General features: G+C 42.7%; 16 protein-coding genes. 6 read left to right on the forward strand and 10 right to left on the reverse strand.

The genetic code is table 11. The annotated features are described in order from the left end of the window. Positions 1-56 precede the first annotated feature (56 nt). Complete coding sequence (locus ABIE66_RS20570) at positions 57-1,658, reverse strand: putative polysaccharide biosynthesis protein (RefSeq protein ID WP_289334533.1); 1,602 nt, start codon at positions 1,656-1,658, stop codon at positions 57-59. Positions 1,659-1,863: 205 nt separating this feature from the next. Between ABIE66_RS20570 and ABIE66_RS20575 the strand changes: the two genes are divergently transcribed. Then, on the forward strand, positions 1,864-3,129 hold the full coding sequence (locus ABIE66_RS20575; protein ID WP_370016102.1) for a BaiN/RdsA family NAD(P)/FAD-dependent oxidoreductase: 1,266 nt from the start codon (positions 1,864-1,866) through the stop codon (positions 3,127-3,129). A 92-nt stretch (positions 3,130-3,221) separates the two neighbouring features. Here the strand turns inward: ABIE66_RS20575 and ABIE66_RS20580 are convergent, their stop codons facing one another. The 3 genes from ABIE66_RS20580 to ABIE66_RS20590 form a co-directional block, all read right to left on the reverse strand. Then, on the reverse strand, positions 3,222-3,602 hold the full coding sequence (locus ABIE66_RS20580) for an MGMT family protein (RefSeq protein WP_370016103.1): 381 nt from the start codon (positions 3,600-3,602) through the stop codon (positions 3,222-3,224). Beyond that, entirely contained in the window at positions 3,571-4,131 is a 561-nt protein-coding gene (locus ABIE66_RS20585; RefSeq protein WP_370016104.1) for an MEDS domain-containing protein, read from the reverse strand. The genes ABIE66_RS20580 and ABIE66_RS20585 overlap by 32 nt, the downstream gene beginning before the upstream one ends. A gap of 239 nt (positions 4,132-4,370) precedes the next feature. After that, positions 4,371-4,541, reverse strand: a complete 171-nt coding sequence (locus ABIE66_RS20590) for a hypothetical protein (protein WP_169803975.1) — start codon at positions 4,539-4,541, stop codon at positions 4,371-4,373. 147 nt (positions 4,542-4,688) lie between these two features. Between ABIE66_RS20590 and ABIE66_RS20595 the strand changes: the two genes are divergently transcribed. Next, on the forward strand, positions 4,689-5,618 hold the full coding sequence (locus tag ABIE66_RS20595) for an SDR family oxidoreductase (RefSeq protein WP_289326094.1): 930 nt from the start codon (positions 4,689-4,691) through the stop codon (positions 5,616-5,618). A gap of 162 nt (positions 5,619-5,780) precedes the next feature. On the opposite strand, the gene ABIE66_RS20600 is transcribed toward ABIE66_RS20595, so the two are convergent. The 4 genes from ABIE66_RS20600 to ABIE66_RS20615 all read right to left on the reverse strand — a co-directional run bounded on the left by ABIE66_RS20600 (position 5,781) and on the right by ABIE66_RS20615 (position 8,928). After that, complete coding sequence (locus ABIE66_RS20600; RefSeq protein ID WP_057913195.1) at positions 5,781-5,966, reverse strand: sporulation protein Cse60; 186 nt, start codon at positions 5,964-5,966, stop codon at positions 5,781-5,783. A 65-nt stretch (positions 5,967-6,031) separates the two neighbouring features. Further along, positions 6,032-7,114 carry a tartrate dehydrogenase gene (locus ABIE66_RS20605; protein ID WP_370016105.1) on the reverse strand — a complete coding sequence of 361 codons (1,083 nt, stop codon included), beginning with the start codon at positions 7,112-7,114 and terminating at the stop codon, positions 6,032-6,034. A 305-nt stretch (positions 7,115-7,419) separates the two neighbouring features. After that, positions 7,420-7,731: a rhodanese-like domain-containing protein gene (locus ABIE66_RS20610; RefSeq protein ID WP_370016106.1), complete on the reverse strand. Its 312-nt coding sequence runs from the start codon at positions 7,729-7,731 to the stop codon at positions 7,420-7,422. Between the two features lie 168 nt (positions 7,732-7,899). Beyond that, positions 7,900-8,928, reverse strand: coding sequence for an NADH:flavin oxidoreductase/NADH oxidase (locus tag ABIE66_RS20615; RefSeq protein WP_370016107.1), 1,029 nt, complete (start codon positions 8,926-8,928; stop codon positions 7,900-7,902). 181 nt (positions 8,929-9,109) lie between these two features. Between ABIE66_RS20615 and ABIE66_RS20620 the strand changes: the two genes are divergently transcribed. Beyond that, on the forward strand, positions 9,110-9,550 hold the full coding sequence (locus ABIE66_RS20620) for a MarR family winged helix-turn-helix transcriptional regulator (protein WP_370016108.1): 441 nt from the start codon (positions 9,110-9,112) through the stop codon (positions 9,548-9,550). A gap of 138 nt (positions 9,551-9,688) precedes the next feature. On the opposite strand, the gene ABIE66_RS20625 is transcribed toward ABIE66_RS20620, so the two are convergent. Next, complete coding sequence (locus tag ABIE66_RS20625) at positions 9,689-10,531, reverse strand: aldo/keto reductase (RefSeq protein ID WP_370016109.1); 843 nt, start codon at positions 10,529-10,531, stop codon at positions 9,689-9,691. Positions 10,532-10,724: 193 nt separating this feature from the next. Further along, the gene (locus tag ABIE66_RS20630; RefSeq protein WP_289326100.1) at positions 10,725-11,930 is read right to left on the reverse strand and encodes an MFS transporter; all 1,206 of its coding nucleotides are present in this window, start codon (positions 11,928-11,930) and stop codon (positions 10,725-10,727) included. 188 nt (positions 11,931-12,118) lie between these two features. Here ABIE66_RS20630 and ABIE66_RS20635 point away from each other — a divergent pair, with 188 nt between their 5' ends. The 3 genes from ABIE66_RS20635 to ABIE66_RS20645 all read left to right on the forward strand — a co-directional run bounded on the left by ABIE66_RS20635 (position 12,119) and on the right by ABIE66_RS20645 (position 14,349). Further along, positions 12,119-12,490, forward strand: a complete 372-nt coding sequence (locus ABIE66_RS20635) for a winged helix-turn-helix transcriptional regulator (RefSeq protein WP_063232600.1) — start codon at positions 12,119-12,121, stop codon at positions 12,488-12,490. A gap of 368 nt (positions 12,491-12,858) precedes the next feature. Continuing rightward, the gene (locus tag ABIE66_RS20640; protein WP_370016110.1) at positions 12,859-13,170 is read left to right on the forward strand and encodes a hypothetical protein; all 312 of its coding nucleotides are present in this window, start codon (positions 12,859-12,861) and stop codon (positions 13,168-13,170) included. Between the two features lie 30 nt (positions 13,171-13,200). Then, entirely contained in the window at positions 13,201-14,349 is a 1,149-nt protein-coding gene (locus ABIE66_RS20645; protein ID WP_370016111.1) for a CAP domain-containing protein, read from the forward strand. Positions 14,350-14,380 lie beyond the last annotated feature (31 nt).

The raw sequence follows: 14,380 nt of genomic DNA on the forward strand, positions 1-14,380 counted from the left end.
TTTAATCTGGGGATTCATTTTATCATACCCTTTTTTTTACACATCAAACTTCTATCTTATAATCCCAATTTAGCTTTTAACCGATCGATCCGGGTACCGAACAAACGATGGGCAAGTTTGCTTTTCAAGGAAAGTGCCGCATAAATGAGCGCTCCAAAGATTGCACAAATGGCCACGATCAAAATCGCTTGAAAGCGCCCTTCCGTTGTAAGCCACAGCGATAATAAACTGTTCATGCCCCATGCAGCCAGTCCCATAATTATTGAAAAAACAGAGATCAAAACAGATCTTCTGATGGTAAGGCTGTAACGATATCCAGTAAAGTAAGTAATGACATACAAATTCAGCAGTACAGCAGCCAAGTAGCCGAATGCCGTGGCATAAACGGATCCTTCCGTTTCAAACAACTTGATCATCGGGATATTCAAGCTCAATTTGATTAAAAAGCCAACAAGCAGGCTGAGCACCGTATATTTCTGCTGATTGATGCCTTGTAAAACGGCCGCCGAAACGGAAAAAAGCGCAAACAAGATGGAAACGGGCGCATACGCCTTCAGGACACTGATTCCTAGTGGATCATGGCTATAAAAGGCACTATAGATTGGATCGGCCAGTACCGACATGCCAACGACCGCAGGGATCGTAATGAACAACAAAATCTGGAAGGCTTGGTTCAGCTGGCGGTTTAACTCTTCCGAATCCTCGCTTACATAAGCCTTCGTCACCGAGGGTAGAAGCGCCATTGAAAACCCGGTTGCAAGCGTCATGGGAATCAAGACAAGCTTCTGGGCATATACATTCAACACCCCAAGGGCATCTTCTGCGACATGCTGCAGCCCGATGGCCGACATCGCCTTATTGAAAGACAGCAAGTCCGCCAACTGAAACATTGGCATCGCGATTCCGACGAATATGAAAGGAATCGACGACAGAAATATTTCTTTATAGATTTCCTTCAGGGAAATGTCCATCGTCCCCCGGTCTTTCTTCATCAAGCTGTCCAAATGGGGTTTTTGTTTTTTCCAATACCAAAATAACACCACTAAACCGCCGACAGCCCCAACCGTCGCCGCGAATGTAGCCATTTGGATGGCCTTCACTAACTCTCCATCCAAGACATTTAAAACAACATACACACCGGCCAGAAGGAACACGATGCGGACAATTTGTTCGACAACCTGAGAGATGGCCGTTGGTTCCATCGCTTCATGACCTTGAAAGAAGCCGCGGATGATACTCATGAACGGTACAAAAATCAAGGCGAAGCTGACTGCCCGTATGATCTCCGTGACATCACTGACATCTTCCTTCTTGACCCCGAAGACTCCAGTAAACATCGGTGCCATCGTATAAAGAACCAAAAAAGCGAGAAAACCGGTGACAACCATTAATTTCAGACTCGATTTAAATAACTTCTCACCGACGGCGTATTCCTCGAGCGCATTATACTTCGAAATGAATTTAGAAACAGCAAGCGGCATGCCTGCCGTTGCAAAGCTAATGAAAATGGTATATGGAACGTACCCATATTGATAGAGGGTAGCCCCTTTATTCCCAACCATATGTTCAAATGGGATGACGTAAAATAAACCAAGTACCTTGGAAATAATCGCTCCCAGCGTTAATATAAAAGCCCCTTTTAAAAACTTAGATGACATCTAATCCCTTCCTGCCTCTGTCAGTTACGTTTCACACGCTCTTTATCTTATCATATTAAAGTATTTTTTCTATAGAAAACTACAATCAAGTTTATCGTTTTCGAAGATAATACACAAACAAATAATTCCTTTTTTTCTACATTCGCAATCTGACGGGCACTTGCTATATAATGAAGGGACTGAAAATGATAAAGTGGTGATCAATTTGAAATATGATGTAGTGGTAATTGGCGGTGGTCCTTCCGGATTGATGGCAGCAATAGCGGCCGGGGAAAAGGGCGCCCATGTATTGTTAGTGGATAAAGGCGAGAAGCTTGGCAGGAAACTTGCAATCTCGGGCGGCGGACGCTGCAACGTGACGAACAGGCTCTCAATCGATGAAATCATTCAGCATATCCCTGGAAACGGGCGATTTCTATACAGTGCTTTCTCAGAGTTCAATAATGAAGACATTATTCAATTCTTTGAAAAATTGGGCGTGGCCCTCAAAGAAGAGGACCATGGGCGGATGTTCCCGGTCAACGATAAAGCGCAAAGTGTCGTGGATGCGCTACTGACGCGCCTGTCGAATTTAAAAGTAACGATCTATAAGAACTCCCCAGTTGCGGAAGTTCTCTATGAACATGGAAAAACAAGCGGTGTCCGGTTAAAAGATGGACAGACCATTGACACGGATGCAGTCGTGATAGCAGTCGGTGGAAAATCAGTTCCTCACACCGGTTCAACCGGCGACGGCTACGCATGGGCTAAGAAGGCGGGGCATACGATTACCGAACTGTTCCCAACTGAAGTTCCCGTACTAAGCCATGAAACATTCATTAAAAATCGAACGCTTCAAGGTCTCGCACTTCGCGATGTTTCATTGAGTGTCCTTAACCCAAAAGGCAAAGCCCTGATTACACACCAAATGGATATGCTCTTCACCCATTTTGGCGTCTCCGGTCCAGCTGTTCTAAGATGCAGCCAATTCGTCGTGAAAGCGATGAAAAAATGGAACCTATCGGAAGTGACAATGAAACTCGATGCCCTTCCGGACAGAAACAAGGAAGAGGTTTTTCAAGACATCATGAAGGAAATCAAAGCCGAACCGAAAAAAGCCATTAAGAACACCTTAAAAGGTTTAGTTCCTGAACGATACCTTCACTTCCTGCTTGAGCGTAGCGGCATCGACCTTCAAGAACAAGGAGCGACGATATCAAATGAAAAAATCCGCCGCTTTGCTGAACTATGCAAGGACTTCCAATTCGGAGTACACGGCACCCAGCCGCTGGAAAAAGCCTTCGTCACGGGCGGCGGCGTATCCGTCAAAGAAATTCACCCAAAAGAAATGGCATCCAAACTAATGGATGGACTGTATTTCTGCGGTGAAATCCTGGATATACACGGATACACAGGCGGCTACAATATCACCTCGGCATTAGTAACCGGAAGACTCGCCGGAATGAATGCTGCCATATATGCCCGTTCATAATTCTAAAAGAGGCTAATCCATTTGGATCAGCCTCTTTTAGATGTGATTTCGCATTTCCGGCGTAGGCGCACTTTTTTAGGCTACCACCTCTTTTATTCCGGCATTCCGTTAAAAAGTTCTGGATGATAGCGAAAAGCTTCGAGGTCAATGGTATTCCGTTTCGTGAATATGACGCCTTCACTCTCGAGCATCGCTTTCTGGTGTTCTGCGGCGCCGTCCGCTTTTATACCGATTTCGCCTTTTGCATTGATTACCCGATGCCAGGGAAGGTCATGTTTTTTGCTGCTTGAATGAAGGATCCTTACGACCTGCCTTGCACCGCGCGGACTTCCGGCGAGCTGTCCAATTTGACCATATGTCATCACTTTACCGGAAGGGATATGTTGAATGATTTTAATCACCCGTTCAGTAAAACTTTCCAAAATAACTCTCCCCTTTGTTCTATCCGTTAGCCAATATCGTAATTTTTTCATCGGTTACCAGGACCCCATGATGCTTGATCAAGTTTGCTTTTAGCTCAGAAGGCACTCTGCAGTCATCGTACGCACAAACAGAAATCAAACCTCGTTCATTAATCAATTTATCGATTCCTTTTTCATATTCACCTATTGCTACGCTGACTTGATCGTCATGGCCCCATTCAACATGTCCCCATGTCCGCACGAGTTGATTTCGTTTAGAGTATGTATCGATATTTTCCAAGAAATAATTAACCATCGTCGAAGGATGGAAGTCTCCATGAAAACAATAAAAATCAAAATTATTAATAAGATGCACTTTCTCCAATTGCTCCTCATTTAAATGAAGCTGCAATTTTTTGTACACCAAAGGAAAGATACGGTCATTTTCGACGATTAGGATGTGGTCTCCCTGTTCAACACCGGCAATGATGAATGTTGCTTCATTTTCTATGTAGGCTTCCAATTCATTAAAACAGTATAAGATATGGCCCCCATCCATTTGCTGTATAGTTTCTATTAGTTGTTTCATATTGTTATCCAAAATGAATCTCCCCTTTAAATACACCAGTCCGCACTATGTATTATGTTTAACTTTACCCATTATCTCTGTGTTTGTAAAATTCACAGAAGAATTTTAATTGGTTATTCCTAATTTATGCCTACTCTTTTTTGATTGGGAAGTCGAACTGAGGCTGCTTCAAGTCCACTCATCAAAAGACCAAGGCAGCCCAATACAGCAGACTCCGTTCTTAAATGCATTTTCCTTTTTGATGTACGTACTTAAATCACAGGATAATACGGCACATAGCGCGGGTTATAATAATAGGGCGGTCTTGGTCCTATGAGGGGCAATTCAAAGGTATTTGGGTTGGAATCATATAACAACTCCACTTTTTCATCAGATTGTTCGACCAATAGCAACTTCACTTCTTCACTATAATAATAGGGCATATAGAGGCCTCCAAAAACTTTTTTTCTCCCCTACAGCATATTCGAAACTGCACGGCAACGAGCCCGTACCCAAACATGTTCTTCATGCACGGCACTTACCTGATCGACATAAAGTAATCCGACTAAATTCTTTTAGGAGGACTCTTCATGGCAGAAGATAAGAAAAAGAAATCATCAGAAAAAGGCTATCCCATGCATCCGAATTATGGAAAGATCACTCGTTATCAAGACGTTCCCATTACAGTTCCGGAGCAACGCCAATTCCGCCAACCTGGTGTGGAAAAATTAATGGTGCCCCGGCCCATCATTGAAAATCCCAATTATAGAGGAAGCGGAAAATTAACAGGAAAGGTGGCATTGATAACTGGCGGTGACAGTGGGATTGGTGCGGCGGCTGCCATCGCTTTTGCTAAAGAAGGCGCAGATGTCTCCATCGCTTATCTGGATGAACATGAGGATGCCAATCGGACTAAAACGAGAATTGAAGAGCTTGGACAACGTTGCTTACTGCTGCCTGGTGACTTAAGGGATAAACAGCAATGTATCGATATCGTGGAAGACACCATCGAAACATTCGGGAAGCTCGATATTCTTTGTAACCATGTGGGTATTCAATTTCAGCAATTAAGCTTGCTTGATATTACGGATGAGCAATTCGATGATACCTTTAAAGTGAATATCTATTCCCACTTCTACACGACCCGTGCTGCCCTTCCCCATTTAAAAGCTGGGTCCTCCATCATTAATACATCCTCCGTCGTGACGTTTAATGGGAATAAGCAATTAATTGATTACACGGCGACTAAAGGGGCCAACATTGGTTTTACCCGTGCCTTGGCAAATAGTCTTGTCGATCAAGGCATACGGGTGAACGCCATTGCGCCTGGAAGGTTTTGGACACCCCTCATCCCGGCAAGTTTCTCGGCAGACGAAGTGACACAGGTCGAGAACCCGATGGAGCGTCAAGGCCAGCCATTCGAACTGGCTCCCACCTTTGTCTATCTCGCTTCCGATGATTCCCGTTTTGTGACAGGACAAACACTTCATGTCAACGGCGGGGAAGCTACATCATCCTAACTTTTCACACCGAATAATTCTCCCTTCCCTGAAACGCAAGAGGTTTTGGGAGTCCACTTTCTTGGCATTCACGGAAAAAGACTACCTTGGTTTGCCCGCCTTGCAGCAATAGGTAGTCTCATGTTGATTATATGTACGGATAAAGGTAGGGCAAAGCCTCCTTTATTTTTTCTTATAGATGATCATCGCACTAAAACAGTAAATCTGTTCCTCTTCCTCTTCACCTGTAGTGGCGACATTGTACTTGATATCGACGATTTGATTATCACGGATGTCTTCCAAGAAAACGTTCATTTCATCCTCTAGATCCTTTTCATGCTCATAATCGAATAATTTAACTTGAATCATCGGCTTTCCCCTGCCCTTTTACTATAATGATAGTTATTGTGCAGGATGCCCATTTTTCATGAGGATTATACTCGATTTTTTTGTAAAGTGGATAATAATGCAACCACTTCATCCCCGACTTCTTCTGTAGAGGCTCCCCCGCCCATATCGGGTGTCAGCGACTTTTTATCGACCATCACCCGTTCGATCACGCCCAACACTTTTGCTCCCCAATCCTCATGCCCGAAGAAATCGAGAATCTGACTGGCGGACCATATGGCCGCAAGTGGATTGGCGATGCCTTGATGTGCAATATCCGGGGCTGAGCCATGAATCGGTTCGAACATCGAAGGATAAATCCGTTCCGGGTTTAAATTGGCTCCTGCTGCCAGTCCCATCCCCCCTGCAATGGCCGCACCTAAATCCGTGATGATGTCACCAAACAAATTGGAAGTGACAACGATTTGAAATCGTTCGGGCTGTTTGACAAAAAACATGCTCGCCGCATCGACCAGATAGGAATTCGTTTCTACATCCGGATACTCCTGTCCGACTTCTTCAAAAACCTGATCCCAAAAGACCATTGAATAATTCAATGCGTTTGCCTTGCTTATACTCGTTAGCGCCCTTCCTGTCTTACGCGCCAGTTCATACGCATAACGGATGATTCTCTCCGTTCCTTTTCGTGAAAAGACCCCAGTCTGCAGGACGACTTCTTCTGGCTTGCCTTTAAAAAGCCAATCACCGGCACCGGAATATTCCCCTTCACTGTTTTCACGGATGACAACCATATCGATTTGGTCACGAGTCACGTCTTTTAATGGACAAGGTGCACCTTGAAGCAATTTGACTGGTCGAACATTCACATATTGGTCAAATTGCTTTCTGATTTTCAGCAGGAGTTCACGTAATGAAATATGATCAGGGACACCAGGATAACCGACCGCCCCAAGATACACGGCGTCAAACTTCATCAGTTGTTCCAGTCCGTCGTCGGGCAGCATTTTGCCGTGCTCAAGATAATATTCACAGCCCCATGGAAAATATGTGAACTCAAAAGTAAAATCCCCGGCAATTCCAGCCACTTCTTTAAGGACCTTCACACCTTCATTAATCACCTCAGGACCTATACCGTCACCCGCAATGACCGCTATCTTATGAACATTCATTCTTCAACTCTCCTTTTTCTATATTTTCTGATTTCAACAACCTAATTTTAACATATAACGTTTGCTTCCCAGGCCCTAATGGAACGCGTACAAGTGAACGGCAAAGTTTTATCGAAAATGTCCATAATGAAAAAAATGCCCTTTCATGATGAAAGGACCTTTTTTTCACGCCTTCAAAAATGCGCGTCTTTCCGCATATTCACGGCATTGTGAACAAACCGCGATCTTTTTTCTTTCTTCATTCAGATATGCCGTAACATTCTTGGATTTCCGCTTACAAAAGTAACAGGTTTTTTTAAAGAACTTCACTTAACGATGACTTCGCCGTCCCACTCAAGCATTCCGCCAACCATGTTTGCCACTTTATATCCTTGTTCCTGAAGATAATGGCATACATTTTCACTGCGGCGTCCAGAACGGCAGATAAAAATATATTCTTTTTCTTTATCAAAATAGTCAAGATTTTCCGGGATATCATTCATGCGAATATGCTTCGCTCCTTCGATCATTCCCTCTTGCACTTCTTCGTCTTCACGAACATCGACAAGTTCCATCGCTTCGCCTGCCTCAAGCTTGGCTTCCACTTCTTCAGTTGTAATGATTTTGATATCTTCCATAATTAGCACCTCGAATTATCGTTTGATTTATCTTATTCATTATAACAAAATTTCCAGATAAACATCACCTAATGGATCTCCTGATGAAATTTCCCATCAATAATTTGATCCAACTAAATACGCCAGCGAATAAAATTATTCGCTGACGTTTTCAGGATTGAATCTGTATCAATGCTTGAATCCCAGTTGATATTGTTTAGGGATCTCCGTTTCTTTATTCAAAGCTTTTGACGCTTCAAGTGCCCAGTAAGGGTTTCGCAGCATCCCTCTGCCTACGGCTACTAAATCGGCTTCTTCATTACCGATGATTGAATTTGCAATAATCGGATCATCTAATCGGCCAACAGCAATAACCGGAATATCCAAAGCTTTTTTAATTTCCCTGGCCAACGGCGTTTGATAGCTGGCATGCGTACCCGGTCTTCCGTCTGCCCCAATCGGACCTTCTCCACCAGAGCTTACATGGAACATATCCACGCCTGCTTCTTTAAAGACTTTTGAAAATGCAATGCTTTCTTCAAGACCATATCCGCCTTCAACGTATTCCTTTGCAGAAATGCGCATGATTAAAGGCATGTCGGCAGGCATTTCGCTTTTCACTGCTTTAATGACTTCCACTCCAAATTTAGTCAGGTCTTTTCCGTATTCGTCTTCACGTTTATTCGTAAGTGGTGATGTGAATTGGTGGATTAAATACCCGTGTGCACCATGAAGTTCAATTACGTCAAATCCTGCTTGAACAGCCCTTCTGACGGAAGCACGGAATTTATCGACCATTTCCTTTACTTCTTCCGTTTCTAAAGCTCTTGGTGTTTTAAACGTTTCATCAAATGCTATGGCTGATGGTGCTACCGGAGTTTCGGCATCTTGCGCTTTACGTCCTGCATGGGCAATTTGTATGCCGATTTTTGCTCCGTATTGATGTACTTCCTTAACAATTTTGGAGAAAGCATCAATTTGATCGTCGGACCATAATCCAAGATCGCGATTCGAAATACGTCCATCAGGCTCTACATCGGTCATTTCCACTATAATTAATCCCGTGCCGCCAACTGCCCTGCTTACATAATGCTGCTGATGCCAGTTTGTCGGGATACCATCTTCCGCTTCGACGGAGTATTGGCACATCGGCGGCATGACGATCCTATTTTTAAGTTCAAGTTCATTTATGCGATAAGGTGAAAATAAATCTTTCATAATTTTATCTCCTTTTTTATATAATGCATGCACATGCATTTATATCATCTGGATAATACTGTGTCAACTAATCAGATTCCCCAACACCCGATGCTGTCATTGTAAACGCTATCGTCTGTTGGTACACTTCATTTAATATGTGTTATATTTAATGGAAGTAAGCAGAGGAAGGCGAATATAAATGTCCAGTGAACAGAACCTTATCAATACATGGCTATCGTTTACACGTGTTCATGCCGAGCTCTCCAATGAGCTTGATCGAATGCTGCAAGCAAGACACCAAACTACTTTAAACGAATTTTATGTTCTATTATTTTTATCGAAAACACCAGAAAAAAAACTGCGGCTCCTCGAATTGCAGCAATTGGTCGGTTTAAGCCAAAGTGCGATGTCCAGGCTGTCTGTTAGAATGGAAAATAAAAGCTGCGGTGTCATCCAAAGGCTTGGATATGAAGACGACCGTCGCGGAGTGTGTGCAATCATAACGGACCGCGGTGAGGTAAGGCTTCAGGAAATCCTCGATACCGTTAATGAAACATTGGAAAAGTCCTTAAAAAACAGTGATATTGACACAGTACTGAAACTATTCGTGCAAAAAAACGGTCTCCAGGAGAATGAATGAATCAATGGCGATGTATGATGTGAAATTTTGTGCCCCATTCAATTTGAGGCCTTTTTTGCATGCCCATCCCCTTCGTTGCCGACATCCAATTAAAAAAGGAGAAAGACGGATAGGCCCGTCTCTCTCCTACTTACATGATTAAAAGTCGAAATTATCAGGATCTGGACCTACACGGTGATTTTGATTCAATCCATCAATTTGGTTCATTTCTTCTTCCGTCAATTCAAAATCGAATACAGATGAGTTTTCTACAATGCGATGTTCTTTAGTGGATTTTGGAATCGTTACAATCCCATTTTGTAAATCCCAGCATAAAATGACTTGTGCAACAGACTTGCCATGGTTGGTCGCAATTGCTTGTAATACTTCATTATCCAGCAGTTCACCTTGCATCAAAGGAGACCATGCTTCAAGTTGTATTCCTTGTTCCTTACAAAATGCCTGAACTTCTTTTTGAGTTAAACGCGGATGGCATTCTACTTGATTGACCATCGGCTTCACTTCTGCATCTTTCATTAAATCTTCAAGATGGTGAATCTGGAAATTGCTCACACCGATCGCTTTCACTTTTCCTTCTTTATAAAGAGTTTCCAACGCTCTCCAAGCTTCTTTATATTTCCCTTCCACTGGCCAATGGATAAGATATAAATCCAAGTACTCCAAGCCAAGTTTCTTTAAGCTTTTTTCGTAAGCCGCGATTGTTGATTCATATCCCAAATCAGCATTCCAGACTTTTGATGTTACGAATAATTCTTCCCTGGAGATTCCAGCTTCTTTCAATCCCTCACGGATCCCTTGTCCAACCCCTTCTTCATTTTCATAAATCGCAGCCGTATCGATACTGCGATAACCATGTTTAATGGCCACTTTAACTGCATTTACCAGCTCAGGTCCTTCTTCCACTTTAAATACGCCCAATCCGAACCAAGGCATTTTAACGCCGTTATGCAACGTTGTTGTATCTTGTAAATGTTTCACCATTATCACTCTACCTCCAAATTTTTTCTTCATTGTTTTTATAGATTGTAATGCGCTTAAGTATCAGTATCATTACATCCCTTCAAGGAACCTTCCACATTCGCTGAAGGGATGCAATGATACTAGGGTTTTGATACTCTATACGCTTTTCAAAAAATGGAACATGCTTTTTCTAACATGCATCACTTCTTCATTCCTATGCTATTTTGTCAGTTCCCTTGGTACGGTCTTTACTTTCCAAGGCCCGGCTCCAGCCTGTTAAAATCACTGCAGCAAACACCATGACTCCACCTATCCACGCTGTATGGATCAGTCCGATCGAATCCGTAATCACCCCTCCTAAGTAGGCACCAATGGCGATTCCCGCATTGAAGGCGGCAATATTGATGGCTGACGCCACGTCCACTGCACTCGGCACGAAACGCTCCGCTAACATGACGACATAGACTTGAAGCCCTGGAACATTCATGAAAGCAAACAATCCCATTAAAATGATCGTAATTAAACCAGCTATCTTAAACGGTGCCGTGAAGGTCAAGACCACCAGTACAATGGCTTGTATAAGAAACATATAGAATAGGGCATTAATAGGATTGCGATTTGCCAATTTCCCGCCGAGAGTATTCCCTATCGCTATGGCTACTCCATATACTAGCAAAATCAAGGCCACAGTTCCTTCTTTAAACCCTGTTACTTCCTGAAGTAATGGCGACAGGTACGTGAAGACAACGAATGTACCTCCGTATCCTAACGCTGTAATGATGAATACTAACAGCAATCGGCCATTTGTCACCAATTTGATTTGGTCACGGAACGTGGTCCGTGCAGCTTTTCTTAAATCGGATGGGACAAGGATGCCATTCCCGATGAAAGCTATCAGGCCGATTGCCACAATGATGATGAAAGCGAATCTCCAGCCGAATTGCTGCCCGATGAAGGTTCCAAACGGAACTCCGGTCACCGTTGCCACCGTTAGACCTGTGAACATGATGGCGATGGCACTCGCCCTGCGGTTTTCAGGGACCAAATCAGCCGCAATCGTAGCGCCGATCGACATGAAGATACCATGTGCAAGCGCTGAAATGACACGTGCGATCAATAATACACTGATCGTGGTCGCAGAAGCCGCCAATGCATTTCCGGCAATGAACACGACCATGATCCAAAGCAATAAGGTCTTTCTCGACATATTCGATGTCAGGGATGTAAGGATAGGTGCCCCGAACATGACCCCCAAGGCGTATAGAGATACCGTCAACCCCGCCGTCGTGACTGTAATGTGTAAATCTTTAGAAATGAGCGGTAATAATCCCACGCTGATGAACTCGGTTGTTCCAATCGCAAAGGCGCTGATCGCTAAAGCGAGCAATGCCCATGTACTTCTATTTTTATTTGAAATCATATCCTCTTCTCCTTCTTGTTGTTTTGTACTATCATTGAAATTGCCTAAGCAACTTTTTTTATAAATGGTACAGTGGAATTTGGTGTGCAAATGTTATTATGAGATATAATACAAATAAAAAACAGTACGTACTTTAAAGTAATATAGGTACCTTAAAGTTCCTATAAAATAAGGAGAGTATGCAAATCATGCAAAAAAAGAAGTACAATATATCCGTTGAAGCGACACTGGAAGTACTGGGCGGGAAGTGGAAATGCGTAATCCTCTGCCATTTGACCCACGGAAAAAAGCGGACTAGTGAATTGAAGCGCCTAATGCCAAACATCACCCAAAAAATGTTGACCCAACAATTGCGGGAGTTGGAACAGGACGGTGTCATCAATCGGATCGTTTATAACCAAGTCCCCCCAAAAGTGGAATATGAACTAAGTGAATATGGACAAAGCCTCGAAAGCATCCTATCCGCACTATGTACGTGGGGAGAAAATCACATTACCAGAGTGTATGGTGATAAGTTTTCCGTTCTCGAGGAAAGTGTATTGAATGATCAATTGAAGTAATTCAAAATAAAAAAACGGCGTCCACAAAGGGATTCCGTTTTTTTTGGATGAACCATCAATCATCTTTTTTGTTTATACTAATTTAACTACGAGAGGTATGAAAATAAGAATTAAAGCCAGCTGAGTTTTGTTATCCATAAAGCATTCCGCCTTAATTTATCATAAATGCAAATATATAATTGGTGTGCATTAAATATAATTTCACTTTAGTAAGAGTCACCCGTTTTATTCCTTTCTTACTTTTTGGTATAATATGTAATACCATTTGATATCCAAACTCTTTTATCTGATCAAGCAGGAAGTGTTGATCACTTAAAGTTTTTATTTTGTAGACGAATGAGTATAATGGTGAAACCAAGGAGTGACATATGAGAGTCATATTAGAATTGATACGCATCGTATTAATATTCGGGATAGCCGGATCGATCATTTCGATCATTGTAAACGGCATATATATAAACATAGGAGTTAATATGAATCAGTATGGCTGGCTAGGCTCGATAGCGATACTCATTTTATTGTTTGTCTGGTATAGAAATAAACTTCAGTTCAGTGGCTGGTATTCGGGAAAAGGGAAGGAAAAGCTTCCAAAAACAGCATCCCGAATACTCATCATGTGTTCACTCTTCTTTTTATGTGCCCCACCTGTTTTAAGTGTGCTGCAAATGATCTTTCAATAATCGGGATTCTATATCCCAGATAGAGCAGGAGTGAACGATTTGCGGAAATTGTTTAATAGTGTGGTTCTTATACTCCTACTCGGTGGATTTTGGTATGGATATGGTAAAGATATTCAGGAGTCTGGATTCAAGGCGGGGGTTGGTTCCTTTGCATCCGATGTTCGCACCTTTATAAACGGGCCCGAGGTTTCAACTGCCTTGGAAAAACTGAATGCTGGAGTCAGCAACCTGATAAGTTCGCTTAAGGAAACATTGGATACCGCTTCGGAAAAAGTACCGCAGGAATCGGAAAAAGTGAAAAAACCAGCACTGGAAGCACCTGCTGATGCATCCTTTTCAGTCCGTAATATTGAAATAGGCGACACGAAGGATGCCGTAGAAAAACTCGCTGGTGAAGCAAAGCGGAATACGCGGAATGAATATGGCGTGGACTGGTTCGCCTATCACGAAAATTATCAAAACTTTTTCATGGTTGCCTACGATACCAACAATAAAGTTGTTGGTTTATATACGAACCAAGATTTGATTTCCTCAAAAGAAGGGATTAAACGCGGCACCCCTAAAGATAGTGTGACAGGGAAATTGGGGGAGCCTGTTACGAAATTGCTTAAAGGAAACGTCTATTACCAGATTCGAAGCGATGGGGAATACGATATGTTTGAAATGGATAAGAGCTATGTAACCATTTTTTACGACAAACATGAGAAAAATACAGTCACATCGATCCAAATCATCGATGCAAACCTTGAAAAGCAAAAGAGCAGCTATTTTGCAGAAGCCAGCCCCGGGTTAAAGAAAGGCTTTGAATATCAATTATTCGATTTGACCAATGCATCACGGGTCAATCATGATCTCTCCGTGCTTTCATGGGATAAACAAGTGAAGGTCACTGCACAGGATCACAGTAAAGATATGGCCGTGAATCAATACTTCAACCATACAAACCTTGAAGGAGAATCCCCGTTCGACCGGATGGAAGATGACAAAATCAATTTTCGAATGGCTGGGGAAAACCTGGCTGCCGGTCAAAATAGCAGTATCTTTGCCCATGAAGGCCTGATGAATTCCATTGGACACCGGGAAAACAAATTACAGAAGGATTTTCAATCCCTCGGTGTCGGAGTTGCCTTCGATGGTGAAGAAAAACCATATTATACGGAGAACTATTTAAGGAAATAAACAAAAAAAGCTGTGCATGTGGAAATCCTGC

This window comes from Peribacillus sp. B2I2 (genome assembly GCF_041261685.1).
In the GTDB taxonomy this organism is placed as follows: domain Bacteria; phylum Bacillota; class Bacilli; order Bacillales; family DSM-1321; genus Peribacillus.

Excerpts from the sequence above, each read along its gene's own strand:
- ABIE66_RS20570 (WP_289334533.1), bottom strand. The coding sequence starts at position 1,658 with ATGTCATCTAAGTTTTTAAAAGGGGCTTTTATATTAACGCTGGGAGCG.
- ABIE66_RS20580 (WP_370016103.1), bottom strand. The coding sequence starts at position 3,602 with ATGAAAAAATTACGATATTGGCTAACGGATAGAACAAAGGGGAGAGTT.
- ABIE66_RS20590 (WP_169803975.1), bottom strand. The coding sequence starts at position 4,541 with ATGCCCTATTATTATAGTGAAGAAGTGAAGTTGCTATTGGTCGAACAA.
- ABIE66_RS20595 (WP_289326094.1), top strand. The coding sequence starts at position 4,689 with ATGGCAGAAGATAAGAAAAAGAAATCATCAGAAAAAGGCTATCCCATG.
- ABIE66_RS20600 (WP_057913195.1), bottom strand. The coding sequence starts at position 5,966 with ATGATTCAAGTTAAATTATTCGATTATGAGCATGAAAAGGATCTAGAG.
- ABIE66_RS20605 (WP_370016105.1), bottom strand. The coding sequence starts at position 7,114 with ATGAATGTTCATAAGATAGCGGTCATTGCGGGTGACGGTATAGGTCCT.
- ABIE66_RS20610 (WP_370016106.1), bottom strand. The coding sequence starts at position 7,731 with ATGGAAGATATCAAAATCATTACAACTGAAGAAGTGGAAGCCAAGCTT.
- ABIE66_RS20615 (WP_370016107.1), bottom strand. The coding sequence starts at position 8,928 with ATGAAAGATTTATTTTCACCTTATCGCATAAATGAACTTGAACTTAAA.
- ABIE66_RS20620 (WP_370016108.1), top strand. The coding sequence starts at position 9,110 with ATGTCCAGTGAACAGAACCTTATCAATACATGGCTATCGTTTACACGT.
- ABIE66_RS20625 (WP_370016109.1), bottom strand. The coding sequence starts at position 10,531 with ATGGTGAAACATTTACAAGATACAACAACGTTGCATAACGGCGTTAAA.
- ABIE66_RS20630 (WP_289326100.1), bottom strand. The coding sequence starts at position 11,930 with ATGATTTCAAATAAAAATAGAAGTACATGGGCATTGCTCGCTTTAGCG.
- ABIE66_RS20635 (WP_063232600.1), top strand. The coding sequence starts at position 12,119 with ATGCAAAAAAAGAAGTACAATATATCCGTTGAAGCGACACTGGAAGTA.
- ABIE66_RS20640 (WP_370016110.1), top strand. The coding sequence starts at position 12,859 with ATGAGAGTCATATTAGAATTGATACGCATCGTATTAATATTCGGGATA.